Origin of the sequence: Neobacillus sp. SuZ13 (assembly GCF_030123365.1) — a bacterium.
Taxonomy (GTDB): Bacteria; Bacillota; Bacilli; order Bacillales; family Cytobacillaceae; genus Neobacillus.
Genome location: NZ_CP126107.1, coordinates 475,653 through 502,395, shown reverse-complemented (window position 1 = coordinate 502,395; position 26,743 = coordinate 475,653). Strand labels below are relative to the sequence as shown.

The following is a 26,743-nucleotide window of genomic DNA, read 5'->3' as shown; positions in this document are numbered from 1 at the left end:
TCTTTTTAACAAGCTATCCCGTTGCTAAAAACGCAACGGGATAGCTTACTGCCAATTCCTAATCCTCTTTATCGTGAGCAACTTGCCTTACTTGTCTTCAATGACTGTTTTTCTACTGCCTTTTTCAAGCAGATCAAAGATGATTTTCGCATTGTCTGTATTATCGATTTGGCCGGCAAAACGTTCGCTGGCAGGGCCGAATGCATATACATTTACATCTTCACCCGTGTGTCCTCCAGTCGTCCATCCCGTGAATGATCGGGTATCAATAATTTGTTCAATCGCATTATCGATATCCACTACTTTCTTCGTAGCAGCGGCAACTTCAACGGACTTAATCTCTTTATCTGTTAAAGTAAGATTGATATATTTATTCAACGTTTCTTTCACACCTGCACCGTTTGCAATCTGCTCCGCCATATAATCAGGCGTACGTTGTGCAGCATTGATAGGGGCACTAAACCAGTTATACTCCCCGCGGGCACCGATTGAGTAGCCGCCAGTTGAATGGTCAGCTGTTGCTACAACCAATGTATGTTTATCCTTTTTAGCAAAGTCAATGGCTGCTTTGAACGCTTTTTCGAAATCTTCCATTTCACTCATCGCACCAACAATATCATTATCATGGCCAGCCCAATCAATTTGACTTCCTTCTACCATCAAAAAGAAACCCTTTTTATTTTGATTTAACCGCTCAATGGCGGAAGTAGTCATATCTGCAAGGGAAGGCGTCTCTGAATCCCGATCAATCATTTTAGGCATGCCGCGTTTTGCAAATAGACCAAGAACCTGGTCATTTTTGTCTTTTTTCAATTCTTGAAGGGTTGAAACATAACTGTATCCGTCCTTTTTGAATTCATTTGTAAGGTTACGATCTTGACGGATAAATAAATCAGAGCCGCCTCCCAAAAGGACATCAATTTTGTGTTTTCCGTTGACCATCTCATTGTAATAATCATCAGCGATGGCATTCATGTTATTACGGTTTATATCATGAGAACCGAAGGATGCCGGGGTTGCATGTGTAATTTCTGAAGTAGCAACTAGACCTGTGGATTTCCCTTGCTCTTTTGCAGCTTCAAGGACAGTTTTCACTTCAGATTTGTCGTTGTCTACGGCGATGGCAGCATTATAGGTTTTGACACCGGCAGCCATTGCCGTTGCTGCAGATGCTGAATCTGTTACATTTTGCTTCGCATCCTCAGGATATGTAGTTTGTTGTCCAACTAGAAATTTATCAAACTCGGTTGGTTCTACTTTTTTGGTAGAAGGATTATCCTTTAAATAACGATAGGCCGAAGTATAGGAAACGCCCATACCATCGCCAATTAGAAAAATGACATTTTTAATTTCTGCATTATTTTTAGTTGTTTTTTCGTATTTCGCGCTTGCAGTACCAGCTCCCGGTCCAATAAGACTGCTAAATGCTATAGTAGAAAGAACAGCGACTGGAAGAACTTTATTCATTAGTTTTTTCTTAAACAATTGGATTTCCCCCTAAATGAAAGTTGTAATTACGACTCTCATTATAGAGGGGGGTTATTAAGACAATGTAAACAATTGTAAAGACGGCTAACTTTTTGAATGTTAAAATATAGGCAATTGGTATGAATGTTAGTGACTTTTTATCAGTGAAGCCTTTTTTCTCCATATTCTTCTCTACCCATCCCCTCCTGAAAACGGCCTATTATTCTTTATATTTTCTTAACAAAAATTGAACATTTGAGTTCGGGTAGACTCTCTAGATAAACAAAAAACTGATTCAATGATTCGAATCAGTTTTTTGTCTCTACATTAATCATCATTTTTATCATACCTTCGACAAGTGTTGGAACTTCTTCAAATGCACTTTTCATATGAAGACGCTCCGTTCGTTTGTGGGCGTCTTTTCCGAGTGGACCGATATTTAAGACAGGGACTTGGAGTTCTTTCATCGCATCGAATGGGATGCTGTAGCTTGTGTCCCATACCGGGGTATTTGATTTGAAAACGGTCCATCCTTCCCCATCGTCCTGATAATTAACATAGCTTAAGTCGCTAATTCCATTAAAATAGTGGACTTGCTGAACAGGCAACTCAAATTTTGCTAGACCTTGCTCTTTCACATATTTCACACATTGTGAAATGAGTTCATCATTTGATGAATTTACTGCTGGATAATATGGTGGAGCAAATAGTAAAACCATCGCCGGTGCAAGTTCCTGGCATCGAATCATTAAAGCATCGGTAATTCGAATAGACTTTTCACGGTCATCCCATTCTGAATTTGCATGAATGGTGGCTTTGATTCCTTCGATAAAATCCGTTCCAAATTTATTTATCGCATGCGTAAGTAAAGTTTCATAGCGTAATACACGAACTTCACCCACAGGGTCGACGGACTGCTCTTTGCAGACTTCTGTGTAGGCTTTATTGCAAGCTCTAGCAGCATTGACTGCAACTTTTTCAAAGATATCCATAATTTCTTCCGCATTCCGCTCCATTAAAAACACATTATATAAGGCTGATGAGCGGTATGGTGTTTGAACGGAGTATTCAAGTTTTAAATCCTTTTGTTGTAGTGTGACCGGAAGTGGGGTTGTTTCTCCCATCACCGTTTCTTGGAGGATCAAATTCCACTCCATCCTCTGTGTCAAAAACGATGCGATATATGGCGCTGTGATTCCACTTAGTGGTTCACCAACATGTGTCTCTTTCCCGTAAAAAAGCGCAGATGGCATAATTTTACCGATGGAACCTGTATATACATAATAATTTTCGTCACCCGGTTCTTGTGAAAATACTGGTTCTCCATTCAAGAATAGCTTATAGGTGAGATCATACTTTTCCTTTAGTTCTAATAATTTCGGTACAGCGGCACGCATACCTGCTGAATTAACTTCCTCATCTGGCACGGTTAACAAGAGAAGATTAATCGGCCATTGCTCGACAGTTGCCTTTTCGATTAATCCCATATGCATAACAAGTCCCATTTTCATATCCATGGTACCTCTGCCGAATAAATATTCTCCAGATTTCAGATCCTGAACCACATCTTCTGGCAGCCCATCCAATCTTTCATGGAGCATGTTGGTTAGCTCTTCTGGCTGATAAGCAAAAACCTCTAGATCCCCATATTCCTCTGTATTTACTGTATCAAAATGACTAATGAGAACGATGGTTTCTTTCGCTGCAGGATGTTTATATAAAGCAGTTAAAAACCGCCTGCCCTGATCGGCATCGTGAAGAAGCAATTGAGTAGGATTGTCCTGAAAATAGTCCAAGCCTTGCAGTTTTGCTTCTACCTTTGAAGGAAAATTACGTTCACCCTCTGTTAATGTCATGCTTCTCCAGCTCACCACCTCGCACAAAAGCTTACGAAGTGCCTCTGGTGTCCCCCAACTTAGCTGATTCATTACCCGTTACTCCTTTAATTAATTTTAAAAATGGTGATTCGAGATTGTCCACCTCAGATGGACAAATACAACCAACTGTTCACGAATGGTGCCTGACACCCTATCGATAGTCCACATCGTTATTTGTGCTCACTTTGACCTTTTTGTTCTTAAAATAATAGGAAATATAGCATACGGCTAAAAATCCTAAACCCACTAGTAAACCGACTAATTGGGTCGGATCAAAGGCCAAGAATATTAAGATCGAAACGCAGAATACGATACAAATAATTGGTATTAAAGGATAGAATGGGACTTTATATTGTAAATCCTCTATTTTCCCACCAGCTTGCAGGTATTTCTTCCGAAACAACAACTGCGAGAGGGCAATACCGATCCACGAAATCGTAACAGAAATGCCGGCAATCGACATTAACAAGACAAACACAGTGTCGGCTGCAATGACGCTAGTTAACAAGGATAATAGAGAAAAAATCATCGTAAATACTAGTGCAGCAAATGGAACCTTGCGTTTTGATAGCTTTCCAAACCATTTTGGAGCCATTCCATCTTGTGCCATTGCCCATAGTAAACGGGTCGACGCGTAAATACATGAGTTTCCCACCGATAATATCGCTGTCAGAATAACAAAATTCATAATATCTGGAGCGAAAGGAATACCCGCCATATCCATAAGGGTTACGAATGGACTTTCCAATAGTCCCAGTTCCTTAGATGGAAAAATGGCCGATAATATCACAATAGAAGCTAGATAAAAGACGATAATTCTAAAAAGGACATTTCGAATGGCTCGCGGAATATTCTTTTCCGGCTCCTCGCTTTCTCCAGCAGCAATTCCAATCAGTTCAGACCCTTGATAGGAAAAGATAACATTCATCATTGTAACAAAAAGGATGACAAAACCTGCAGGGAACAATCCTGATGGTGCTAAGTTTTCTAAAAATGGTGCAGGACGGTCAGCCAATGGAATGATTCCAAAAATAGCAGCGAAACCAATAATAATAAAGAAAATAACAGCAACCACTTTAATACCTGCAAACCAATATTCTGCCTCTGCGAATCCCCTGGTTGTAAGAGCATTGAGGACAAATAACAGGGCGATGAAAACAGCACACCATATCCAGACTGAAACATCAGGAAACCACCGTTTCATTAGGATTCCTGCTGCGGTAAATTCAACCCCAGCCGTAGTGGCAGAACCGACGAAATACATCCAGCCTAACGAAAATCCGGCTGAAGGACTAATAAATTTACTTGCATATGTTTGAAATGAGCCTGTTACAGGCATGTGGACAGCCAGTTCTCCTAGACATACCATGACCAAGTATAAAATGATCCCACCAAATAAATAACCTATTAATGCACCGCCAGCTCCAGCCTGATTAATAGTATAACCAGCGTTTAAAAACAACCCTGTTCCAATGACTCCGCCTAACGAAAGCATAAACAAATGTCGACGTTTCATTGATCGATTTAATTGATTCTGCTGACCCTCTCGTTCAACCATCTCCCACACACCCCTTGTATTCTAGCAGTCTCCAATCCAATGTTTCTTAAAAACGTAGTGACAAACAGCTTAAGCCGCCATCTAATTTACGAAATTCAGACATGTCGAGCTCAATCGTCTGAAAACCAGCCTCGTTCATTTTTTGCTTTGTTTGAGGAAAACCTGCTGGGATGATGACATAGTCGTTTACGCGAATACAATTCGCTGCATACTCCTCTTCGGGTGGAACAATAATTTTCGTATAGGAATTAAAAACTGGATGATCTATAAATTCGCCTGCGACAACAATTGTTTGATTTCCAAGATAAGAAATACCTGTTTTAAGGTGGAAAAACTTTTCTAGTTGAACAATAGTCGCCTGGTAATGTTCCAATTCAAGAATTTGCTTTAATTGTTCAGCTCCTTCCAAATTTGTTCTTTCAGAAAGTCCTAAATAAAAATGATTTTCAATTTGTAAAATATCGCCGCCGTCAAGGGTTCCTGGTGACTTAATATAATAGATGTTTTCATAATGGGACTTTATTGTCGACTCCATCTCGATAATTTCCCCGTTACGTGAAGGGGCCCCTGGGTTTGAAATAACCGCAAACTTAGGCGTCAGGACTGCCGTGTCTTCTACAAAGGTGGAGTCTGGGAAATCCGTATGACTAGGCAGGACAGTTACTTCTACTCCACAGGTTTTTAGTGCATCGATGTAAGCTTTATGCTGCTCGAGTGCCTTTTCTAAAATAGGATTTCCTAGGTCAGAAGTCGTTAAGCCATGGATATAGCTCTCCCCGGGTGTTTTGACAATTGTATTTTTAAACATATTTTTTCCTCCTTCAATTATGTGCGGATAACAGGGCAGGTGAGACATGTTGGACCACCTGTTCCTAAGTAAGAGATTTCATTTCCTTCATATTCATAGACGGTTGCCCCTGCATCCATTAATTTTTGCTTAGTGTAAGGGTTTCCAGAAACTATCATACAAATTCTCGGTGCCAAGGCAAGTACATTACAGCCTAGTTGATGATACTCTTCGTCGGGAACTTCAATTAACTCAAAGCCTCGCTTAATTAGAATTTGTCTTAAGAAGACTGGCATTAATCTAGAGTAAACAACAGCTAGGTTTTCATCTACGATACTAATAAAAGACATAAGATGTAGACATTCGTCCTCACCTTGGTCATGCGGAAGCTGGACAACGATACATTCGTCCACTAAACCTTTAGTTATTTCCTTGATTTGGCGGATCGCTTCATCATTCGTTCGATAGCCACGGCCAATTAATAATGTGCGATCATCCAGCCAAACAAGATCTCCCCCGTCAGCTAATGCTTTACCAGTAAGTTCACCTAAAATAGGAATGTCCTTTTCTTTTAAAAATTGTTTGTACACTTCGGCTTCAGGCTGTCGTAATTTTTTTCCTGATTTTAAAATAATGGCACCCTTTTTCGTAAATTTAACAGGGTCATGGGCATAGAGAGAATCTAATCCTACAAGTTCTGACGCGGGTAAATATTCAATATGATCGACATGCTGTTGAATAATAGAAAGAAACTGTTCAAATTCATGCTCTGCTTTTGAAAAATCAGGTTCATGAATATAGTTGAATTTCTTCCATTCCTTTTTTAAATGTTCTTGACTAATAAAAGCTTCTTTTGGGTGTTTAACAATAACTGTGTTGAGTTTTTTATACATAGATGATGCCAAAGAAGATCCTCCTTTCTTTTTCCGCATAGTGGAATTCATTTCCCCTGACAGGAAAACTTATAATATGATATTATAGTAGTAATAATTTCATGTCAATTTATATTTTGAATTTACTGAATAATCGTTCTCGTTATTTTTTTAGATACTTAATTTAAATAGGAGCTGGAGATATGCAAACTATCGATCGAGCCATGCAGGTAATCAAAGTTCTTGTTGGAAATGAAACAAAGAAATGGTTTTCAATTACTGATTTATCTAAGGAGTGTGACCTTCCTGTAAGCACTATGCATCGTCTATTACAATCAATGAAAAATCATGGACTTATACAACAGGATCCAAATCTAAAACATTATTCAATGGGGAACACCTGGCTAGAATATGGCTTACAGATGTATGATACCTTTGATTTTGTAGGATTAATTCGGCCCGAGATGGAAAAATTAATGCTTGAGGTTGAAGAGAGTGTTTATTTCAGTAAACCAATTGGCCTAGAATCATTAATCGTTGAAAGAATTGACTGTCAGCAAAATCCGATCCGCATTTACGATCAATTAGGATTACGCATTCCACTAAACATTGGAGCAGCAAATAAAGTCATGTTAGCCCATATGCCCCCAAGTGAAAGGCTAAAAATCGTAAATGAGTTAGTCGCCGCAGAAGATAGAGATACTTTTTTAACTGAATTAAATCAAATAATGAAAATGGGCTATGGGGAGAGCCACGGGGAGAGAACAGAAGGCACATCATCCGTAGCTGCGCCTATTTTTAACCAATTAAATGAACTAATTGGCGCAATTAGCATTGGATATGTCAATTTCAATATAACAATAGAACGAAAAAACTTCCTAATCGAAAGAGTCATTGAATACGGAAGGAAAATTTCTAACAAACTTCGATTTAAATAGGTTCCGCTTTAAATAGCGAATGTATCAACGAGGGTGTCAAACGAGGGTGTCAAACGAGGGTGTCAAACGAGGGTGTCCGGCACCACCTGTGGACATTTGTCTGCAGGTGGTGCCGGACACCCTTTTCTGTTACTATTTTGAATAGTATTATATTTTCAGATTGTACGATTTGTATAGAGGATTGAGGGAAACTGTGTATGTTGAGGAATAAGAATGTTTGGATTTTGTTAACAGGGGAATTTATTGCGGGTCTTGGGTTGTGGCTCGGTGTTATTGGAAATTTGGAATTTATGCAAGAGAAACTCCCATCAGACTTTCTAAAATCGCTTCTTCTTGCTGCAGGCTTGCTGGCTGGGATTGCATTTGGCCCCTATGCTGGCAGACTTACCGACCAAGTAAGTAAGAAAACCGTTATGCTTCTGGCTGGATTTGTAAGGGCTATCAGTGTTGTCTTCATGTTAATTGCGATTGCCACAGGTTCGATCTGGTGGATGGTTGTGTTCCTCGTCTTGCTGCAGATTTCCGCAGCGTTTTATTTTCCAGCACTTCAAGCAGCGCTTCCTTTGGTTGTGTCTGAAAAGGATTTGCTTCAATTAAACGGTATTCATATGAATGTCTCAACCCTGTCTCGCATTATCGGAACAGCGGTGGCCGGGATTTTATTGGTTATCCTGCCTTTATCAATGCTTTATGTTGGTTCTTTGGTCGCGTATATTGGTTTATTTATCCTTACTTGGTTCTTAAGTATCGATGAATCAAAGGATCTTCAGATAGAAAAGAATAGTCCCACTGAAAAGACAAGTTTTAAAGATGTTTTTCCAATTATTAAAGGTCTGCCGATTGTCTTGATGACGCTTATCATGACACTGGTCCCGGTCCTTTTTCTTGGCGGATTTAACCTTGTGGTTATTAACATTAGTGAACTCCAAGATAGTTCAGCCATAAAAGGCTGGATTTACACAACTGAAGGAATCTCTTTTATGCTGGGCGCTTTTCTTATTAAGTTGATCAGCGACCGGACATCCCCCTACATTATCTTATTTGCCTGTTCGTTTTTAATCGGGGGTTCTCAGCTGCTGCTTTATTTTGCTGATGCACCGGTAATAACTATCGTAGCTTTTGCGTTTTTTGGATTTTCTGTCGGCTGTTTTTTCCCGACAGCTGCGACCATTTTTCAAACAAAGATACCAAAAGAGTTCCACGGCCGCTTTTTTTCGTTTAGAAACATGCTTGATCGTGTTAGCTATCAGATTGTCCTGCTCATTAGCGGCTTCCTCTTAGACCTAATCGGCCTGCAGGTCATGTGCGTCCTTTTTGGAGGAATATCGATAATCATGACAGCAATTTTTTATATCAGACATAAATACCTTCAAACCCGTTCAATTAAACAAAACACCTAACAACAAGCAGGCACCATCCGACAGTTTGGATGGTGCCTGCTTCATAGTGAAGTGTCCCCCTGGAGAGGACAAGTGTCTGCGATCGGTGCCTGACACCACTATATATCACTACTTTATATCTTCACTTTATATCACCCATTTAAAAATGAGTGGTAGAGTAGATGGGTTTTAGTTCTTTTTGGGGTTCTATGTAGGCTTTTGCGCTATTTACGGCGGTTGGACCTTCGGAAAATCCACCTGCTATCAGGTGAAGTTTATTTGTGTAGTTTGCGACGTCTCCTGCTGCAAAGATACCTTCGATATTAGTTTGCATTCTGCTGTCTACTTTGATGTTTCCAAATTCAAACTCTAATCCCCATCCCTTGATGGGGCCAAGGTCAATACAGAAACCATGATTGACGAGAACTTCGTCCACTTCAATGATCTGAGTGTCGTTTGTTACAATATTTTTAACGGTAACACTCCCAATTCTTCCATCTTCCCCATGTAACGCATCCAAAACATGCGGAGTCAAGATGGTCGCGGTTGATCGTTCAAGTCCTGAGAATTCTTGTCTGCGATGGACCACGGTAATATGCCGCGCAATCGGGAGCAGCTCGTTCGCCCAATCAAGAGCGGAATTCCCTCCACCAGAAATAAGCACATGTTTATCTTTATAGTCATTCAGCTTTTCCACCGCATACCGCAGGTTTCGTCCTTCATATTGATCTGCATTTTCTACGTCAAGCTTGGCACTTTTTAAAGTTCCGAATCCAGTCGCTAAGATAATCGACCGGGTATGGTGCTGTTCTCCATTGTGACTTTTTAATAGGAACGTCCCATCTGGTAGCCTTTCTAACCCGACAACCTGTTGATTCAAAACAATTGTTGGTTGAAAGGTTTGCGCCTGCTCCACCAGCTGTTTAATTAAGTTTTCCCCTGAAACAGCCGGAATCCCGCCAATATCGCGGATCACCTTTTCTGGATAGAAGTAAGAAACCTTCCCCCCTAAGTATGGGAGAAATTCTATTATTTTCGTTTCCATCTCTCTCATCCCGCAATAAAAAGCAGTAAATAAGCCAACTGGACCACCACCGATGATGGTAACATCGTATAATTTCATTTCATTCCCCACCCCATCTAATCCCATTTCACTAGAAATTCATGACCTTTCGATTATCTAACGCCGGCTCTTTTTGAATTAAATCATAACAAAGACAGACTGGTTTTTTCGTCCGTGGATCTTTAACAATTTCAGCATCAATTTGAAAGACCGTTTTTAGTACGTCTGGGGTCATCACTTCGTCTGCACTTCCCTCTTTGACAATAGTCCCCTTTCTTAGTGCAACCATATGGTGAGAAAACCTCGACGCATGGTTCAAATCATGAATCACCATCACAATTGTCCGGCTTTGTTCCTTATTTAATTTTTCAAGCAGCTGCAAAATCTCTAGCTGGTGCGCCATATCAAGGTAGGTGGTTGGCTCATCAAGCAGCAAGAGATCGGTTTCTTGGGCAATGGCCATTGCAATCCAAGCGCGTTGACGCTGTCCGCCGGAAAGAGCATCAACTGGATGATCGGCAAATAGACTAAGTCCAGTCACCTCTAGCGCCCATTCAATCACTTGCCGGTCGTTATCCGTTAGTTTGCCAAATCCACTTTGATGCGGGGAACGTCCAAATGAAATCAATTCATAGACCGTTAATCCATTGGGTGCCTCAGGGCTTTGCGGAAGAACAGCCATTTTCCTGGCGATTTCTTTTGTTGGGACCTTGTGAATCATCTTTCCATCCAAATAGACGATCCCAGACTTGGCTGCATGGACTCGTGCTAATGTTTTTAAAATGGTGGATTTACCGCAGCCATTTGCGCCGATAATGGTTGTGATTTCCCCTTTATTTATGTGTAAATTCAAATTTTCAACAATCGTTTTGTCTCCATAACCAATCTGAAGATTCTCGGTAGAAAGTGAAACCACAATCCGTTCCCCCTTTTTTATTTGGCTTTCATTAGTAAAAAAATAAAATATGGTGCACTAAATATTGCCACTACAATTCCCACTGGTATTTGGGTTGGGGCCAGCAGGTTTTTGCCAATCGTATCTGCCAATAAAAGCACAAACGACCCTAACACCGCAGTAAGCGGCAAAAATAACTGGTGCTTTGGCCCAATTAATCTTTTCGCAATATGCGGAGCAACTAAGCCTAGGAAAGCAATTCCTCCCCCAGCTGCGACACTGAAACCTGCAAGCGCCACTGCTGCTAGAAGCAAGATTCTTCTTTCCTTTTCTACATAAATCCCTAAGCCAGTCGCGACCTGGTCACCTAAATTCATGATATTTAGGATGTGTGCTTTGTATAAAGCAAAAGGAATAAGCAGCAAAATTAAGGGTGCGAGAATGGCGACAAATCTCCAATTCGTTCCCCAAATATCACCAGAAAGCCAGACAGCCGCCTGCATGAAGTCTTGCGGATTCATTTTGAGTTGAAATATAACAATCGCAGCGCCAAACCCTGAATTCACACCAATCCCGACTAAAATTAACCGGACAGGATCAATTCCTTTTTTCCATGCCAATACGTAAATTAGAAAAGCCGCAATGACCGCTCCTATTAAGGCGAATAAGGGCATTAAGAAAATACCAAATGTGCTGACACTGTTCATGGAACCTTGAAAAAAGTAGATAAACAAGATAACCATGAATCCTGCTCCAGTATTAATACCTAATATTCCAGGATCGGCTAGTTCATTTTTCGTCACACCTTGCAAAATGGCGCCAGAGACTGCTAATCCTGCACCAATCAGTAAGGCCAAAACCATTCTTGGTAATCTGAAATCAACTAAAACGAGTTGGTCGCGGGCTGTTCCCTGCCCTATTAATGTCTTGAAAACATCGATGGGAGCAATCCGTACGACACCAAGGTTTAAACTTATGATAAAAGTGATAATTGTTAAAATAAATAAAAGGCTAATTAGGACGATAAATTTTTTCTGTTTTGCTTTCGATTGGTTCATTACAGCCCCCTCCTTTCCCCACGAGCCAGGTATAAGAAGAAAGGAACACCGATGATTGCCGTTACGGCTCCAACGGGTGTTTCAAACGGAGCATTCACCATTCTAGCTGCAATATCCGCAAGAACAAGTAACAGTCCTCCAAGTACAGCGGAAATCGGAATAATCCAACGGTAATCTGAACCAATGATAAATCGGGTAATGTGCGGAATTACCAATCCGATAAATCCAATCGCACCGGCTACCGATACAGCAGCACCAGTTAGCACTAATACGACAATCACGCCAAGTGATTTTACTAAAAGTGTATTTTGTCCAAGCCCTTTTGAAACTTCTTCGCCTAAACTAAGGATAGTGATTGACCTTGAGATGTAAAGGGCGAGTAATAACCCAATCCCACCAGTGATCAATAGAATCTTAATCGATTCCCAAGTTACGGTGGTTAATCCTCCAGCATACCAAAAGCTCATGTCCTTTGCCACTTGTGTATGAAGAGCAATGGCGCTTGAGAATGCACTAAGCATCGAACCCACTGCCACCCCGGCCAGAGCGAGTTTTACTGGGGTCAATCCTCCCTTTGAAAAAGCTCCAATCGTAAAAACGAGGATTACGCCAAGACCTGCCCCTGCAAATGATGAAAAGGTCAACCCCAGCATTGTCGCGGTTGGAATAAAAGCAAGAGTGATGACTAATGCAAAAGCTGCTCCATCCGTCACGCCCATGATGGATGGGGAAGCGAGCGGATTCCGTGTTAAGCCCTGCATGACTGCACCTGAAACAGCAAGGAAAGCACCAACTAATACAGCCCCGATTGCTCGTGGCATCCGAATTTCTTGAATAATTTGATGTGTTGTCATATCAGGATTAAAATGGGAGACAGCCTCCCAAACAGTAGTCATTTTTATATCCGCTGCCCCGTAAGCAATAGATAATCCCATCGAGATTAAGATTAGTATCATTCCTGTGATTAATACGAAAGTTCCTTTAATGGATGTTCTTATTCTTTTATGATGAAGAGCAAACGAATCGCCCTCGTGCTGCTTTGCATTCAAAAACTAACACCTCTTCTGATAAAAAAAGAAAAATTGGATATATTATTAAATCGAAATAGTAAAAGGAATGATAATCATTATCATTAAGTATAGATAGTAACCACCCATTTTTCAATACGTTTACAGTATAAAAGCGACTCCCAATAATATCCTTCAAACTTCTTTCACAAATTAACCTAATTTGAAGGGTTTTGTTGATTGACACTACAAATGAAAATGATTATCATTACCATTATAACAGGTATTCACTATCTTAGGAGGTTTAAGCATGCTTAAAAAGCGCTTTTATTTATCTTTTACTTTATTACTGATGTTATTTTTGGTAAGTGCTTGCAGTAATTCTGATAATACAAAAACAGAAAAAACAACAGAAAAGAAAAATGCCGAGGTGACATTAACGGATGCAAAGGGTAAAGTGACAATCCCAGCAAATCCAAAACGAATCATCGCTCCTTATTTAGAGGATTCACTAGTAGCATTAGGGGTAAGACCGGCTGCACAATGGTCAATCGGAGATACGGTCTTAGATTATTTACAGCCAGAGTTAAAAGATGTTCCCAAAATCGGCTGGGACCTTCCACTTGAACAAGTAATCAACAACAACCCAGATTTAATTATCTTCAGCTCTCCAACTGCCATTCAAAAGGGACAATATGAAGAGTATAAAAAAATTGCTCCAACCTACGTTTATAAGGACGAAGTAAATGCTGATTGGCGTAAACAACTGACTCAAATGGGTGAAATCTTAAGTAAACAGAAAGAAGCAAAAGAGGCTCTAGCCAATTACGATACGAAAGTGGCGGATGCGAAAACGAAAGTTCATGATGCTATTGGTGATGAATCAGCCGCTATTCTTTGGGTTATGGCTGATAAGTTTTATTTAATGGAAAACAATCGTTTCAGTGCCAATGTCCTTTATGGGGATTTAGGCATTAAACAGCCTGCTTTCGTTGAAGGTCTTGGCGGAGCTGCTGTCCAGTGGGATCCGATTGCTCTTGAAAAATTACCAGAAATCAAAGCAGATCACATCTTCCTTGTCAGCAAAAAAGGCGAAGCTGGTTTAGACATATTGGCGAAGAGTTCCATCTGGAATGGTCTTGATGCGGTTAAAAATGGACATGTATATGAAATGAACGACCCATCCAACTGGACCATTAACGGTCTAAAAGCAAGTGAAAAAACGATTGATGAAGTAGTAACTGCCCTTAAAAAATAATGGTCAAAATACCTAAAAGGTGTCATCCCTGTGGGATGACACCTTTTATTTTTTGATCTATCAATTACTTTTTTAGAAATTATTACAACCATTAATGGAATTAGGTATAAGTTCTTCTATCATTCAAACGAATTTATTCTGATCTGGTTAGATCTTTCAAGTCGCACTATCTCGAATGAATGACCTTCTCCTGCCCATTGAACCATTTTCTCTGCTAATTCGTTCGCATAGACCCGGTCACTTACTGTTGGATATCCTCCAATACATTGAGCTTCATCAATCACGACGGAACGAAAATCCAAATCTAAAGCAGCCGAAATTTGCTCCTTAATGGCAACTTCGGCAATCGTTTCATTAAATAAAATAAGAGCATAGTTGCTTCCTTCTTGATATCTTTGTGTAAGCTTATCAGTTACCCGTTCTATTTCCGCATTTGAGACCTCTTCAATTATTTCACATTGAAGAGCTGCCGCAGCAGTTTTTAGGAAAACTCCTGCCTTCTTTCCAGGAATATTAATCAAGAATAACCTTTTATTTGAGAATAGCAGGGAACCAGCCGTATCTTTAACTTTTAGGATATTATTTACAACTTCATTTACTGCACTATCAAACCCAAGATGATAGATATCCGAGTTCTGTTCACTAAATATATTAATAGGAATGAATAAAATCTGGCATCCATCATCCTTTTTAAGATTAGTAAGGTCTATTTCTTCTTCCTCGTTATAAAAAATATAAAGGATATCAAAATTCTTTACCATGTTGTCATGCTGTTGTAACCAACTAGCATTGGAAAAGGAGCATAGCCTTTTTCCGCTCTCTGGCTCTTTAAAGAAAAGATATTCTAACTGGTTGTCAACTAATATATTTGTTTGAATTCCCGTAACATGATAATTGCCTTTCTTTTGCAGGCTATAGACCAATTGATCGATTACCGTACTAACAACTTGTGGAATAGTCCCTACTTTCACTATTCCAACATTTTTCTCATTCATGCTGCTGTCAAGCCTCCTCTTCTGATGTAAACAAGTAATACTGTTTTCTAACATTATAGGTAAAAGCAGACAATTAAGTAATTATTTTGCCCATTCTATGTGTAATCGTTCACAGACCAAATATATAACTATTTTTTATTTCAAGACTATTTTTACTTTTACGACATCTAACACAATTTAATCAAACGTTTGATTAGTTTTTCCACTTTGAATATAAAACCATGGGTAAAATCCAAAATGGTGCCCTGCGTATTTCAGCTGGTGTCAGGCACCATTTTTAAGGCAGGCTTCTTTAAACTTAATTTTCTTAATTTGATTGTAATTTAAGAAATGATGTTAAAGCGGTTGGTAATGTGGAGATATTATTAAATATAGTATTATGCAACTAAAAACGAATGGCTAGGCATTCGGAAAGCGAGCTGAACTTTTATGCTAAAAGCTAGACTATATGATATTTCACTATTTCTTATTGCCCTTGGCATAGCTTTTAGTTCAGACCGTATTTTAATTAATCAAACTGATTTTTTTAAAGCATTAGCATTATTTTGGTTATTCTCTAGTCTGTATTATCACCTTCGAGTCTTATCTAAAAGTGGCAGCACGAGTTGGGAACATGGAATTAGTTACGATTCTTCCTTTGCACTATTTGCTGGGCCGGTAGGCTTATTCGTATTTGAATTTATTTATCGTTTTACAGTATATTTTTATAAAAAGTGGACCAAAACTGCTGATCCAAATGAATTTTTAGATACCTTATATAATATTGGCTCATTCGTAATTACTAACTCAATAGCTTATTTTTTGTTTCTCCACTTACAGACGAGCTTTAATGGCTTCCCTTTTGGCTTTTGGATTTTAATGTTGATTATAGTAAGTATTTCTTTGATTCTTTCAAGCATCTCCTTGGTAGTTGCCTTATATATTCTTGGAGATTTTAAAACCATAAAAGAGGGTATCAAATTTGTTTTAAAAAGCAGAAGTTGGCTTGATTATGGTACAGTGGCCTTTACAAATGGACTTTTATTTCTCTTTTTAAAAGAGGATAAATGGGAGATGTTGATTAGCCTTTTTATTCTGAATTACATTGTAAGCCGTTCCTACCATTCCAAATCACAAAGTATTCAACACAAACTGGAACGTGACAAGTTCGAGCAGATGGCCTATACAGACTTTTTAACTGGAGTTTTCAATCGAACCTTTATGGATAAAAAAATGGCCGAGTTAAATCGAACCGGGGAAAGAATTGGGATTGTCGTTGCTGACATCGATAAATTTAAACGTATTAATGATAATTACAATCACGCGGTTGGTGATAAAGTGATTCAGCACTTCGCCAGGACATTAAAGAGCTATCTCAGTGAAAATGATTATTTGTTCCGAAGCGGTGGTGAGGAATTCACTCTTTGTCTTAGAAAAAGAAATTTCGAGGTTACTTTGGAACTTGTTCATAGGATGCTAAACGGGGTCAAAAACAATTATGTAGATGTAGAATTTAATGGGGAGAATTTGTCTATTTCTTACACAGCATCATTTGGACTGTATTTCTATACAGCAAATGATCAAATCTCCATGGAAAAGGCATACATACAAGCGGACCAACTCCTGTTACAATCCAAACAACTTGGACGAAACAAAGTATCCTACGAAAATGCCCTCTTATCAGTGGAATTGAAATAATGGTAGCATTAATGGTGTCGTTAGTGGTGTCAGGCACCAACAAAAGACAAACGTCCGCCTTAGGCGGACATTTTGTTTGGTCCAATTTATCTTAAGAAACACGCTTTAAATGTTTAAATTGCCCTTTGGATAGGACTGATTTTTCGAGTCTGTGAGCCATGATTCCCGCTAAGACTGCTAAGATGATGTCCTTTGGCAATGGCACTACCATCCATAGCCAGGCCATTTTGTAAGTAAAACCTTCCGGTGCAGCAGCCCATATCTTGTAGGCAAAGTACATCCAATTTGTACCAAAGAAGTAGTTCACAGCCATTCCGATTAGGGACGCAATGATAAAGGCTGGCACGGTTTTCTTCTTTTCAACGATTTTTCCAATAATAAACGCTGTGAAAATAAACGATAATATAAAGCCGAAGGTAGGACTGAAAATGGTTGAAGGTCCTGCTCCAAATCTAGAGAAAACAGGAACGCCTACAAGTCCTACTAACATATAAACAACCATGGCAATTGACCCCAAGCGGCTCCCCAAAATTGCCCCTGCTAAAATAGCAAAAAAAGTTTGAAGCGTAATTGGAACTCCGCCCACCACCATAAATGGTACTAAAGAGGTGATGTTAGCCCCTATTGCCATAAGGGCCACAAACATTCCCACTAATGTTAAATCCAACGCTCTTAATTTACGATTCATACTCCCACCCCGATTAATAGTTATAATCTTAAAATAAAGGGTAGGTCGCCCAATTGTCAACTAAAATATAATTATAGTTAACAATAAAAAAGTGTCAGGCACCAAGGGGAACCACTGTCCTCTCCACGCAGACAAAACAAAGGATTTCGTCCACAAACGGTGCCTGACACCACTTTTAACATCCACTTTTAAAACTCATTTTTAACACTTTCTTTTACTTCGTGAATATATCGGTCAGGATGGCGTAGCCGTTGTTTACTTTTAGTTTTGCTAGTATTTCTCCTTTTGCTGAGGCTTTTTCCCATTCTGTTCCTGTGTTGTCCTCAAGGTAATAGTTATCCAAGTTGTAGCTAATAAAGGCGATTTCTTGGCCTTGGTTGTCTTTATCGATATAGCTGATCGTCCCGTTGAGGAATTCTCCCTTATCCGGTTTCGTAAGGGTGACTTTAATAGGTGTGTGGACCCCATTCTTTTTCTCCATTAGAACGTACACTTCAAACTCTCCGCCCCGGTCTTGTAATCTTGTGACCACTGATTGTTCCACCAATTTTTTCGGGACTTCTTCCGCTTCATACTTTAGTGTCACATAGTCGCCTCTAAATACATCAGATGGATCCAGTGGTTTCGTTTGAAGAATCATTTCTTCCCCCGTAAGCAAGGTATAAAGGGGCTTGACGCACATACCTAAAAGAATGAGCACTGGCACGCAACAAGCCAAAACTAACTGCTTTGCACGCTTATTCATGCACACTCACCCCTTTTTTCCTTTGTTTTTCAAAATAAAAGCCGAAACCTAGCAACAGGAATCCTCCAATGATAAAGACAAACGATTTTGGTAAAAACTCAAAGGATAAATCAAGGTAAAAACGAAAAATCATAACGCAAAGAATGATGATACTGAGCAGGCTTCCTCTATTGATTAAATACAAGACATAAATCAGGTAGAGGATGGAAAAAGGAATATACAGCCAATCGAGCGGCCAGCTGTCTTCAAAAGATAATAAAAGTGCTGCCGCTCCATGAACGAGGTAGCCTAATACAACGTAAACGTCTTTAATTTTCCCTTTCGAAAGAACCAGTGCGACACCGATAATCAAATAGGTTAGACCGTATACATAAGCAAGATCATCAAAATTATAGCCATTGATACAATAGCTAATGATTGTCCCGATGAATGCCAGCGACAGCAAGCCAGTGACAAAACCAGTCAACTTTGAAAAACCTATTTTTTCATTAAGAATATATATCGCTGCAATCCATAGCAGCGTCCAAAAAGGGATGTCTACACCTAGGAGGTATTGGCCATCAAGCATATACTTGAGGACAAAAAGGGAAGATGCTAGTAAAATCCATTTTTCCCGTAAAACCCAAGCCAAGGACAAAATGCCAAGCGACCACCATAAAAAGGCATTTTGAGAATTGGTTCCGAGATGAAACATTTGCTCGACAAGAAAAATCCCCGCCCCAAATACAAGACAGCCTAAATAATAAAGACTCTTCGATGTCTTAGGAAAGTTCTTCTCCATTTTATAGCCCGCAAGATTACAGGCAATAAACAAGGCGATAATTAGAAGGAATTTCACGGTTTTTCCAATCTCATCCCAATTGCTCGCGATAAAACTGAGCACTCCTGCCCCAATTAAAATCGAACCCACATACAAAAGTGTTTTTGTAAACGAAAGTTTCTGCACTTCGTAAAGTGCCTCTATCTCTTGGGCCTTACCTTCTGGCAGAATCTCCGAATCTTCTAAGTACTTAAGTTCCCTCTTTAAAAAATTTAATTCATTCTGTTTTACGATACGTTTTGTCAATCATCCCACCCCTTTTCGCATCTATTTTTCTAATTGCTCCCCTTCAACCAACTCCAAACCAATTCTTTACAATTATGTTTATTCGACAAGTAGTATTTATATCCTTTTATAAAAGAGTGCATCAATTGCCTGGGAGAAATGTAAGACCCTTCATTTACCGTTGGGAGCTTTATTTTACCTTCATGGGCAATGGAAGACCCCTTCATTTACCGTTGAGTGTATAATTTTACCTTCACGGGCAATGGAAGACCCCTTCATTTACCGTTGGGAGCATAATTTTACCTTCACGGGCAATGGAAGACCCCTTCATTTACCGTTGGGAGCATAATTTTACCTCCAGGGGCAATGGACGCCCCCTTCATTTACCGCTGTGAGCATAATTTTACCTCCATGGGCAATGAAAGACCCCTTCATTTACCGTTGGGAGCATAATTTTACCTTCACGGGCAATGGAAGACCCCTTCATTTACCGTTGGGAGCATAATTTTACCTCCAGGGGCAATGGACGCCCCCTTCATTTACCGCTGTGAGCATAATATTACCTCCACGGGAAGTGCTGCAACAGCAATTTCCCCCTTCTATATAAAATATCTAGGTTAGGCATTGGATAGTTAAACAATCAATATTGCGATTTTTACCGTATCCTCCCAAACCATAATGGGAAAACTCCTATTTTACAGAAAGATCGTTCTTTATAAAGTTCAATATAGTTTTTTTAAAAGTTTTAAAGCCGGGCAATCAGCAAAATGTGGTGCAAATTGCTAAAAAAAGAATCTTCATAAACTTGTAGGATTCGACAGAAAGCTACAGGGAATGAGACACAAATCAAGTTGGATTTTGTCATAACAATATTATAAAATAGCGCACTTCGAAGCATTTATTCCCTAATTCGACAGTTTCCTAGATATACCTAAAACTTTTGTACTGGATAATATTTCCTAAATAATCAATTTTCTAAAATAATATTCAATTCTTCGAACACCGAAATTTTTGTAGGACGAATTATGAGTACCGTTCGGTAATTTCGACAAGGTATTCTCAAAATTATATTTAATATTGGCTTGTATCATCAAAATTTAGTGATAAATCAGGAGGTGCAGTAATTTCGTGAAAAAGAGACAAAAATGGAAAAAGAATTTGATGGTCATGACTGCTATGACTGGATTAGGCTTTTCGGTATTCAATCCAGATTTTAGTACATCCGCCAGCGCAGCTGGGCAGCCCGATCTACCGCTGCCAAAGGCAGAATCCTTCTCAATCGTTCAACTAGAGGTACCTAATCAGAATGCAAAGGATAAACTTTTAGAGTTAGGCATTGACCTTACACACCGGGCCAGTGAAAACAATGGAATTTTTGAAATGGATGCGGTTGTTACACCAACTGAGATTGCCATGTTAAAAACATTTGGAATTAAGGTAAAAGACACACTGATCACAGAAAAGCAATGGAATACGAGAACGGTAGAGAGACAAACGGCTTTACAACAAGAGTCAAACTTGACGGCTTCTGAGGATTCTCTTAAAATCCTTCGCGCCAATTACTACACAAACCAATCTGAAACCTTTCTCTATATCGAGGCGAAATCAACTGCAGGTGTTTCAGCAAGCACCGCACTTACAGCTACTTGGACAGAAAACGGCGTTGAAAAATCGGCCACACTCTCCAGAAAGGTGGATGCCGGTGAATACTTATATCATTATCTTGAGGTTCCCGTGAGCACTATCCCAGCTTCTGTAAAGTTAGCAAGTAACCTTGGTGGAACTGTTTCAAGCCCTGTTACGGAATGGCTCGGAGCGGACAAGCCTGGGAATCCGCAGACACACTATGTCAAAGACTTTGTTGACCATATATGGATCCAACAGAATTATATGAACGGGCTGAAAAACTAGCAAAAGAGTTTCCTGGTTTAGTAGATATCATTGAAATGCCTAATAAAACAAATGGATATAGACGACTTGCACAAGCTCAAATAGGCAGCACCCAGGCTACCTCTGTTGTAGTTACATCCAAAGCATGGGGCCATGAAGGCGGTAATGATATTTCAGTAGAGTTCAAGGATCCTAAAAGTAATGATTCTTCCTTAAAAATTAACGTCGAGGGGAAAAAGGTTTCAGTCTCTTTAGCATCTGACTCTTCTGGCCAGATTACCAGTACGGCGAAACAAGTGATAGATGCCATAAATGCTGACTCTTCTGCAAGTTCACTCATCACCGCTAATACATATCGCGGCAATGCTGGGACAGGAACTGTTTTACCAGCTACTGCGAAATTAACGGACGGTTTAAAAGCACCAGCAAACATTTCCCGTGAGCCTTTTACCGTAAAAGCGATTCGTATTGGGAAACATCGTGATGGCTCGAAACCAGGTGTTTTAGGGTATGCACAAGAGCACGCCCGTGAATGGGTTACACCGCTAGTGACGATTGAAACAGCAGAGCGCTTACTCCGAAATTATGCACACGACGGCGAAACGAAACGCCTTGTAGATAACTTGGATATTTTCCTTGTACCGTCTGTAAATCCTGATGGTGCGCATTACACTTTCTATGACTACAACATGCAGCGGAAAAATATGACCAATTATTGTGGTCCTGCTCAATCTGATCCAGGATCCCGTAATTCTTGGGGAGTTGATATTAATCGAAACCATTCTGTAGGTTCTGCATTTGATGGATTTATTGGTGCATCCACAACAAATTGTACTAGTGGAACCTATGCAGGCCCTGCGGAAACCTCTGAACCAGAAGCTAAAAACATAGTTTGGTTAGCCAATGAAAATCCTAACATTAAATTTGCCATGAATATTCATAGCTATGGGGGTTACTTTATGTGGTCACCTGGTGCCTACGATGCAAATCGTACAACTCTGCCACGTCCAACTGCTGGTGAAGAAGCCTTTTACTGGGCAGCTTCCGATACGATTCTAAACGATATTCAGGATTATCGCGGCACAGTCATTCTTCCGAGCCGCACTGGTCCAGTTCCAGATGTTCTTTACTCTGCAGCGGGAAATTCCGCAGACTACCTATGGTATGAAAAAGGGATCTATGCTTGGGATTTTGAAGTTGGTGCGGATTTATGGAATAAGGAGACACAACAATGGCAAGCAGTTGGATTCCAGCCATCTTTTGAAGAAGGGCACGAAGAAGCCATGGAATTTGCAAATGGTTTAATAGGGATGTTTAAAGTTGCCTACAATCAGTCGAAGGACCATCAGCGTCCGACTTCCCAAGTTGTACCAGGAAGCGGTAAATTCACTGGACCAGTAGATGTTACCTTTAAGACTAGCGAGCCTGCGACTATTTATTATACCCTTGACGGCAGCCGTCCTACCTTTGAATCTGCAAAAATTAATTTAAGCGGCATTCGTGAAGATGCCGAAGCTTTAAAAATTGATAAAACGACAACATTGAAATGGTTCGCTATAGACGCAGCAGGAAACATTGAAAAGAATTATAACCCAATTAGTAAAGAGAAGAATAACTATAATTCTGCTACAATTACAATCAAGTAATCTAGGGAAGGGCTGGCCCTTAGGTCAGCTCTTTTTTTATTTGGCCTTACTTTTAAGGGATTTTTATGACGCACTTTACTTACCTTTAATGCATAACAAATAGCCCGGTTCATTTATCTGATCCGGGCTTTCGCTTTTTTTTTACTTTTCAAAAATGGCATTAGATAATAGGCGGAATAGGTAATCTGTATGATCACGGAAGCCTGCTTCTAAACCAATCATTGTTACATCCTTATCCTTCTCTTTGACGATTACAGCCTGACCCTTGGCCTCTTCTTTTCTATTAATCCAATGGCCTGCCATAAAGAAATCATCAGTGTTTGCTAGAGTTGCAACAACTTCATCATTATCTGTACCGGTATACCAAACCGGGCGATAAACAAAACCAAGGTCGTTCTGGCCATAGCCAGCAGTTAGGCCAGTTCCTTCATAGTTAACCTTCACGATTCCATTGCTATTTGATCCAGCAGGATTAATTCCATCGTCGGTAAGACCAAGAGTTTTTGTTGCGTTTGATGCCCCTGCTCCCACAGCAATATACTTGCCGCCGTTGCTGACAAAATTATTAACATTTGCCTTAAACAAATCGAACTGCCCTGCATTTTGGAAGCCGAATTCTTTGTTAGCTGCGGTTGGAGTTTTTGAAATAAGGCCTTCTGTACCGCTATAAACAAAGGTATCGAACCCTTCGAGCCCTTTTTCTGCTACTTCCACTGGCGTCACTTCAGTCACATCAAAGCCAAGTCGTTTCAAAGCAAGCTTCGTTCCGCTATGGGACTGGACTTTGCCCATTCCGCCATCCTTCAAAATGGCTACCTTCAATTTAGTTAACCCCACTGCATCAGCAGGCACCTTATCTGTAGATGCAACCTGTAATCCTGATGCTTTCACAGCTGCTGAAATTTGGTTCGCCGCCGCTTCTGTGTAGAAGTTCCCCTCTGCATCACGCTTTACAGAAACACCTTGTTGTAACAATGTATTTACTAGATTAACAGCTTTAACGGAGCTGTTTGGAATCAAGAATGGCCCCTTACCAGAAACGGATCCTTGACCTGTGACTTGATTAACCTTTGTTGCTGACACATCCACCGTGCTTTGTGTTGGCACCGCTTCAAAGCCCCAAAGCTCTGGTAAACTCCAGGCAGAAATATCATACATTGCTGGCGTATCGTTAGAGATATCTTCTCCATCCCACAGCATTGTATTAGCTAGACCAGCCTTTGCTTGATCTATTTGAACAAGATAGGTTCCTTTTGGATAGGTTTTTCCATCTGCCGTAAAGGCCTTCGTAGCTTGAACCACATCAATATCATTATTAATTAAGTGATTAACAGCCTTATTCATTACAGTTGGGTCCTTCTCGTCAACTGGTAGGATATAGGCTTTCGGGAAGAAACCATCTTGATGGAATGGATGATCAAAGTTAATCCCTCGTTTAAACATTTCGATTTGGTCTGTGATCATGCCTTGTTTATTTTCTGTAGCAAATTTTAACGCGCCTAATATGGCGTTGTATTGCCAGCGAACACCGTCTAAATCATTGGTCGGTGCCTCTAATGTATGGCCATAAGCCCCGTGGTACATGGCGTACATTGGTGTAAAGATTGGCGGATAATCATCCCATCCAGCAGCATCATCCCGCTGTGGAACGTAAGCACCTAACATGCTTTGATATAGGTTTCCCTTATAATTAACCTTATCTTTCATTATTGATGCTTCCATTGCTTTCGCTTGTTCAATAGCCCACTTATTATAAAGGTCATACTCATAGTTAGGGTTATGCGGCGGCGTACATGGTTCGATTAATCCTTGTAAGTTCGGACCGTAGTTTTTCACGTATCCATGTGTATCAAGGAATACCATCGGATTCCATTCTTTAATAAGTTCAACCGTTTCTTTCGTTTCTGGCTGTGACTGGGTAATAAAGTCACGATTCAAGTCAATACCCTCTCCATTAAAACGAGTAGCATTCACACGTCCATCAGGGTTTTGAACGACATTGAAGATCAGAATATTATTTTCTAAAATATTTTTGGTCTCCTGGTCATTCTGTGTTGCAAAGCGTTCAATAAGCTGAAGAAGTGCATCAGAACCAACGAATTCTGTTCCATGAATAGAACCGTTAATCATGATTGGAACTTTAAAGTCAGGGTTATTTTTAATCCAATCTTGCGCCTTACCAGGGTTTTTAAACATTTGTTTTCTTAGGGATTGGATTTTTCCAAACTTTCCTTGCGTAGTTGGGTCTGCAATCGTTACAACATATAGAGGATGGCCATCCGCTGATTTTCCGCGTACCTCCACTTTAACTCTATTAGACTGCTTTTGTATGTCAGCTAACTTTGAGCCAATTTGCGAGAATTTAACAAAATCATAGTTTTCACTATTAAACAAGCTTCCATTTTGTTCTTCATATGCATTAACGTTTGTCCATTTTGGAGCCTCAGCAAGTCCAACAGACCATGGAGCTGACGTTAACAAACCTATAGTCAGTAGACCAGCAACCGCCTTCTTCTTTTTCATATGTACCCCTCCGCCTATGTATCATTATTAGTTTCTATGTATTTTTATTCCGTGAGACTTATTTTATTACGAAACCTGAAATAATTCCATCCTACCAAAATACCAAACAGAAAACCCATTCATTACCAAATATGGGTCAAAAGATATAGTTTGGTGTCAGGCACCGTAAAAAGACACTCGCGGCAATTTTTCCGTCTCACGCGGACTCTATAAGCCAGTTTAAGGCACAAAAAGGCACCTATATTAATTAGGGTGCCCTTGTTTTCTCATTATAAATTTGTTTCTAACGTTCCACTCAAAAAAGAAAAATGTCCACGAGTGGTGCCTGACACCTTTAGTTTATTAATATTTTTTATCCCGGCAATATTTGCAAACTTTAATGGTTTCGTTTGTTTCTGTTTGATGTGGATATAGTAGTTTGATTCTTGTTCTTTCACATATCGGGCAGGTTCCGCGCCCATTTGAAGGCAGGTAGCTGATTGTTTTCCCTCGGTTTCTCTTTGCCATCTCCATCCATCCCTATTCTTTTTAGTTTCTTTTCTTTATCTAATGATGGACTGGCACAAATATTGTTAGGCATATAATTGTTTTTAGAAAAAAAGCTGATCGAATTTTTCGTTTTCGTACAAGTGAAGCATTTGTCCACGAGCGGTGCCTGACACCTTAGACAACCATCTGGCATTTTTGCGCACCTTTCTACATACATTTCTAAGAAGATCATTTATTTCAATGGCTGCACGACTATATAACTCTTTCCATAAGATAGGAATAAGAGGCGAGACTAAACTTTTTCAGTTGGAAAGGAAAGATGTGGTGCTTCAATATGAAAAAAAGCGGAGGTTATCAAGATTTGTTTCAAAATCTCCAAGAAAATGGGATGTCCTTCGAGCAGGTATTTGAACGAATCGTATCATTCATGAAGGTAGATCCTAATGGAAACTATAAACTAATGGTCGGCACAGATTCTCAAGTCCATAAATCTACGACTGTTTTTATTACCGGGCTTGTTATTCAGAATAAGGGAAAAGGCGTATGGGCGTGCATAAGGAAGGTGGTCATTCCTAGGAAAATGACACACTTGCATGAGCGGATATCTCTTGAACTATCATTAACGGAAGAAATTGTTTCGATGTTCACCGAAGATAGGAAAAATGAGTTAATCAATCTTGTCCTTCCCTATATCTATCAAGGAGCAACCTTCACCATGGAGGGGCATATTGATATTGGTGCAGGAAAGCGGAACAAGACAAGTGAGTTTGTGAAAGAAATGGTTACCAGAATTGAATCTATGGGCGTTGAACCAAAAATCAAACCAAACGCCTTTGTTGCTTCCAGCTACGCAAATCGATACACCAAATAAGGGTATCAGACATCA

General features: G+C 39.8%; 22 protein-coding genes. 7 read left to right on the top strand and 15 right to left on the bottom strand.

Features of this window, described 5'->3' with window-relative positions:
• Positions 1–87: 87 nt before the first annotated feature.
• The 5 genes from QNH17_RS02445 to QNH17_RS02425 form a co-directional block, all read right to left on the bottom strand.
• Positions 88–1,467 carry an alkaline phosphatase gene (locus QNH17_RS02445; RefSeq protein ID WP_481858606.1) on the bottom strand — a complete coding sequence of 460 codons (1,380 nt, stop codon included), beginning with the start codon at positions 1,465–1,467 and terminating at the stop codon, positions 88–90.
• A 308-nt stretch (positions 1,468–1,775) separates the two neighbouring features.
• Positions 1,776–3,395 (bottom strand): M20/M25/M40 family metallo-hydrolase, encoded by a 1,620-nt coding sequence (locus QNH17_RS02440; RefSeq protein ID WP_283877237.1) that lies wholly within the window; start codon positions 3,393–3,395, stop codon positions 1,776–1,778.
• 100 nt (positions 3,396–3,495) lie between these two features.
• Positions 3,496–4,902 (bottom strand): amino acid permease, encoded by a 1,407-nt coding sequence (locus QNH17_RS02435; protein WP_283877236.1) that lies wholly within the window; start codon positions 4,900–4,902, stop codon positions 3,496–3,498.
• A gap of 46 nt (positions 4,903–4,948) precedes the next feature.
• On the bottom strand, positions 4,949–5,710 hold the full coding sequence (locus tag QNH17_RS02430; protein ID WP_283877235.1) for a dimethylarginine dimethylaminohydrolase family protein: 762 nt from the start codon (positions 5,708–5,710) through the stop codon (positions 4,949–4,951).
• A gap of 17 nt (positions 5,711–5,727) precedes the next feature.
• Positions 5,728–6,582: a dimethylarginine dimethylaminohydrolase family protein gene (locus QNH17_RS02425; RefSeq protein WP_283879410.1), complete on the bottom strand. Its 855-nt coding sequence runs from the start codon at positions 6,580–6,582 to the stop codon at positions 5,728–5,730.
• A 182-nt stretch (positions 6,583–6,764) separates the two neighbouring features.
• Here QNH17_RS02425 and QNH17_RS02420 point away from each other — a divergent pair, with 182 nt between their 5' ends.
• Positions 6,765–7,499: an IclR family transcriptional regulator gene (locus QNH17_RS02420; protein ID WP_283877233.1), complete on the top strand. Its 735-nt coding sequence runs from the start codon at positions 6,765–6,767 to the stop codon at positions 7,497–7,499.
• Positions 7,500–7,696: 197 nt separating this feature from the next.
• The gene (locus QNH17_RS02415; RefSeq protein WP_283877232.1) at positions 7,697–8,899 is read left to right on the top strand and encodes an MFS transporter; all 1,203 of its coding nucleotides are present in this window, start codon (positions 7,697–7,699) and stop codon (positions 8,897–8,899) included.
• Between the two features lie 139 nt (positions 8,900–9,038).
• Here the strand turns inward: QNH17_RS02415 and QNH17_RS02410 are convergent, their stop codons facing one another.
• The 4 genes from QNH17_RS02410 to QNH17_RS02395 are packed head-to-tail and all read right to left on the bottom strand — an operon-like array spanning position 9,039 to position 12,850.
• On the bottom strand, positions 9,039–10,013 hold the full coding sequence (locus QNH17_RS02410; protein ID WP_481858563.1) for an NAD(P)/FAD-dependent oxidoreductase: 975 nt from the start codon (positions 10,011–10,013) through the stop codon (positions 9,039–9,041).
• 19 nt (positions 10,014–10,032) lie between these two features.
• Positions 10,033–10,857 (bottom strand): ABC transporter ATP-binding protein, encoded by an 825-nt coding sequence (locus QNH17_RS02405; RefSeq protein WP_283877230.1) that lies wholly within the window; start codon positions 10,855–10,857, stop codon positions 10,033–10,035.
• Positions 10,858–10,874: 17 nt separating this feature from the next.
• Positions 10,875–11,894: a FecCD family ABC transporter permease gene (locus QNH17_RS02400; RefSeq protein WP_283877229.1), complete on the bottom strand. Its 1,020-nt coding sequence runs from the start codon at positions 11,892–11,894 to the stop codon at positions 10,875–10,877.
• Complete coding sequence (locus QNH17_RS02395; RefSeq protein ID WP_283879409.1) at positions 11,894–12,850, bottom strand: FecCD family ABC transporter permease; 957 nt, start codon at positions 12,848–12,850, stop codon at positions 11,894–11,896. The genes QNH17_RS02400 and QNH17_RS02395 overlap by 1 nt, the downstream gene beginning before the upstream one ends.
• 361 nt (positions 12,851–13,211) lie before the next feature.
• Here QNH17_RS02395 and QNH17_RS02390 point away from each other — a divergent pair, with 361 nt between their 5' ends.
• Positions 13,212–14,159 (top strand): iron-hydroxamate ABC transporter substrate-binding protein, encoded by a 948-nt coding sequence (locus QNH17_RS02390; protein ID WP_283877228.1) that lies wholly within the window; start codon positions 13,212–13,214, stop codon positions 14,157–14,159.
• A 119-nt stretch (positions 14,160–14,278) separates the two neighbouring features.
• On the opposite strand, the gene QNH17_RS02385 is transcribed toward QNH17_RS02390, so the two are convergent.
• Positions 14,279–15,154, bottom strand: a complete 876-nt coding sequence (locus QNH17_RS02385) for a 6-phosphofructokinase (RefSeq protein ID WP_283877227.1) — start codon at positions 15,152–15,154, stop codon at positions 14,279–14,281.
• Between the two features lie 429 nt (positions 15,155–15,583).
• Between QNH17_RS02385 and QNH17_RS02380 the strand changes: the two genes are divergently transcribed.
• Positions 15,584–16,831, top strand: a complete 1,248-nt coding sequence (locus tag QNH17_RS02380; RefSeq protein ID WP_283877226.1) for a GGDEF domain-containing protein — start codon at positions 15,584–15,586, stop codon at positions 16,829–16,831.
• Positions 16,832–16,922: 91 nt separating this feature from the next.
• Here QNH17_RS02380 and QNH17_RS02375 read toward each other — a convergent pair whose 3' ends face one another.
• The 3 genes from QNH17_RS02375 to QNH17_RS02365 form a co-directional block, all read right to left on the bottom strand.
• Positions 16,923–17,519 carry a biotin transporter BioY gene (locus QNH17_RS02375; protein ID WP_283877225.1) on the bottom strand — a complete coding sequence of 199 codons (597 nt, stop codon included), beginning with the start codon at positions 17,517–17,519 and terminating at the stop codon, positions 16,923–16,925.
• A gap of 214 nt (positions 17,520–17,733) precedes the next feature.
• A complete protein-coding gene (locus QNH17_RS02370; protein ID WP_283877224.1) occupies positions 17,734–18,264 on the bottom strand; it encodes a GDYXXLXY domain-containing protein in 531 nt (176 codons plus the stop codon).
• On the bottom strand, positions 18,257–19,330 hold the full coding sequence (locus tag QNH17_RS02365; RefSeq protein ID WP_283877223.1) for a DUF2157 domain-containing protein: 1,074 nt from the start codon (positions 19,328–19,330) through the stop codon (positions 18,257–18,259). Before QNH17_RS02365 ends, QNH17_RS02370 begins: the two co-directional genes overlap by 8 nt.
• A gap of 1,107 nt (positions 19,331–20,437) precedes the next feature.
• Here QNH17_RS02365 and QNH17_RS02360 point away from each other — a divergent pair.
• Positions 20,438–21,220: a hypothetical protein gene (locus QNH17_RS02360; protein WP_283877222.1), complete on the top strand. Its 783-nt coding sequence runs from the start codon at positions 20,438–20,440 to the stop codon at positions 21,218–21,220.
• Positions 21,181–22,845 (top strand): M14 family metallopeptidase, encoded by a 1,665-nt coding sequence (locus QNH17_RS02355; protein ID WP_283877221.1) that lies wholly within the window; start codon positions 21,181–21,183, stop codon positions 22,843–22,845. The genes QNH17_RS02360 and QNH17_RS02355 overlap by 40 nt, the downstream gene beginning before the upstream one ends.
• Before the next feature lie 141 nt (positions 22,846–22,986).
• On the opposite strand, the gene QNH17_RS02350 is transcribed toward QNH17_RS02355, so the two are convergent.
• Entirely contained in the window at positions 22,987–25,368 is a 2,382-nt protein-coding gene (locus QNH17_RS02350) for a M14 family zinc carboxypeptidase (protein ID WP_283877220.1), read from the bottom strand.
• A 342-nt stretch (positions 25,369–25,710) separates the two neighbouring features.
• Complete coding sequence (locus tag QNH17_RS02345) at positions 25,711–25,875, bottom strand: hypothetical protein (RefSeq protein WP_283877219.1); 165 nt, start codon at positions 25,873–25,875, stop codon at positions 25,711–25,713.
• A 316-nt stretch (positions 25,876–26,191) separates the two neighbouring features.
• Here QNH17_RS02345 and QNH17_RS02340 point away from each other — a divergent pair, with 316 nt between their 5' ends.
• Complete coding sequence (locus QNH17_RS02340; protein WP_283877218.1) at positions 26,192–26,728, top strand: ribonuclease H-like YkuK family protein; 537 nt, start codon at positions 26,192–26,194, stop codon at positions 26,726–26,728.
• The last annotated feature ends 15 nt before the right edge of the window (positions 26,729–26,743 follow it).

What these genes read in the sequence shown, in the direction of transcription:
- QNH17_RS02445 (WP_481858606.1), bottom strand. Translation starts at nt 1,467, where the DNA reads ATGAATAAAGTTCTTCCAGTCGCTGTTCTTTCTACTATAGCATTTAGC.
- QNH17_RS02440 (WP_283877237.1), bottom strand. Translation starts at nt 3,395, where the DNA reads ATGAATCAGCTAAGTTGGGGGACACCAGAGGCACTTCGTAAGCTTTTG.
- QNH17_RS02435 (WP_283877236.1), bottom strand. Translation starts at nt 4,902, where the DNA reads ATGGTTGAACGAGAGGGTCAGCAGAATCAATTAAATCGATCAATGAAA.
- QNH17_RS02430 (WP_283877235.1), bottom strand. Translation starts at nt 5,710, where the DNA reads ATGTTTAAAAATACAATTGTCAAAACACCCGGGGAGAGCTATATCCAT.
- QNH17_RS02425 (WP_283879410.1), bottom strand. Translation starts at nt 6,582, where the DNA reads ATGTATAAAAAACTCAACACAGTTATTGTTAAACACCCAAAAGAAGCT.
- QNH17_RS02420 (WP_283877233.1), top strand. Translation starts at nt 6,765, where the DNA reads ATGCAAACTATCGATCGAGCCATGCAGGTAATCAAAGTTCTTGTTGGA.
- QNH17_RS02415 (WP_283877232.1), top strand. Translation starts at nt 7,697, where the DNA reads ATGTTGAGGAATAAGAATGTTTGGATTTTGTTAACAGGGGAATTTATT.
- QNH17_RS02400 (WP_283877229.1), bottom strand. Translation starts at nt 11,894, where the DNA reads ATGAACCAATCGAAAGCAAAACAGAAAAAATTTATCGTCCTAATTAGC.
- QNH17_RS02395 (WP_283879409.1), bottom strand. Translation starts at nt 12,850, where the DNA reads ATGATACTAATCTTAATCTCGATGGGATTATCTATTGCTTACGGGGCA.
- QNH17_RS02390 (WP_283877228.1), top strand. Translation starts at nt 13,212, where the DNA reads ATGCTTAAAAAGCGCTTTTATTTATCTTTTACTTTATTACTGATGTTA.
- QNH17_RS02385 (WP_283877227.1), bottom strand. Translation starts at nt 15,154, where the DNA reads ATGAATGAGAAAAATGTTGGAATAGTGAAAGTAGGGACTATTCCACAA.
- QNH17_RS02380 (WP_283877226.1), top strand. Translation starts at nt 15,584, where the DNA reads ATGCTAAAAGCTAGACTATATGATATTTCACTATTTCTTATTGCCCTT.
- QNH17_RS02375 (WP_283877225.1), bottom strand. Translation starts at nt 17,519, where the DNA reads ATGAATCGTAAATTAAGAGCGTTGGATTTAACATTAGTGGGAATGTTT.
- QNH17_RS02370 (WP_283877224.1), bottom strand. Translation starts at nt 18,264, where the DNA reads ATGAATAAGCGTGCAAAGCAGTTAGTTTTGGCTTGTTGCGTGCCAGTG.
- QNH17_RS02355 (WP_283877221.1), top strand. Translation starts at nt 21,181, where the DNA reads ATGGATCCAACAGAATTATATGAACGGGCTGAAAAACTAGCAAAAGAG.
- QNH17_RS02350 (WP_283877220.1), bottom strand. Translation starts at nt 25,368, where the DNA reads ATGAAAAAGAAGAAGGCGGTTGCTGGTCTACTGACTATAGGTTTGTTA.
- QNH17_RS02345 (WP_283877219.1), bottom strand. Translation starts at nt 25,875, where the DNA reads ATGGCAAAGAGAAACCGAGGGAAAACAATCAGCTACCTGCCTTCAAAT.
- QNH17_RS02340 (WP_283877218.1), top strand. Translation starts at nt 26,192, where the DNA reads ATGAAAAAAAGCGGAGGTTATCAAGATTTGTTTCAAAATCTCCAAGAA.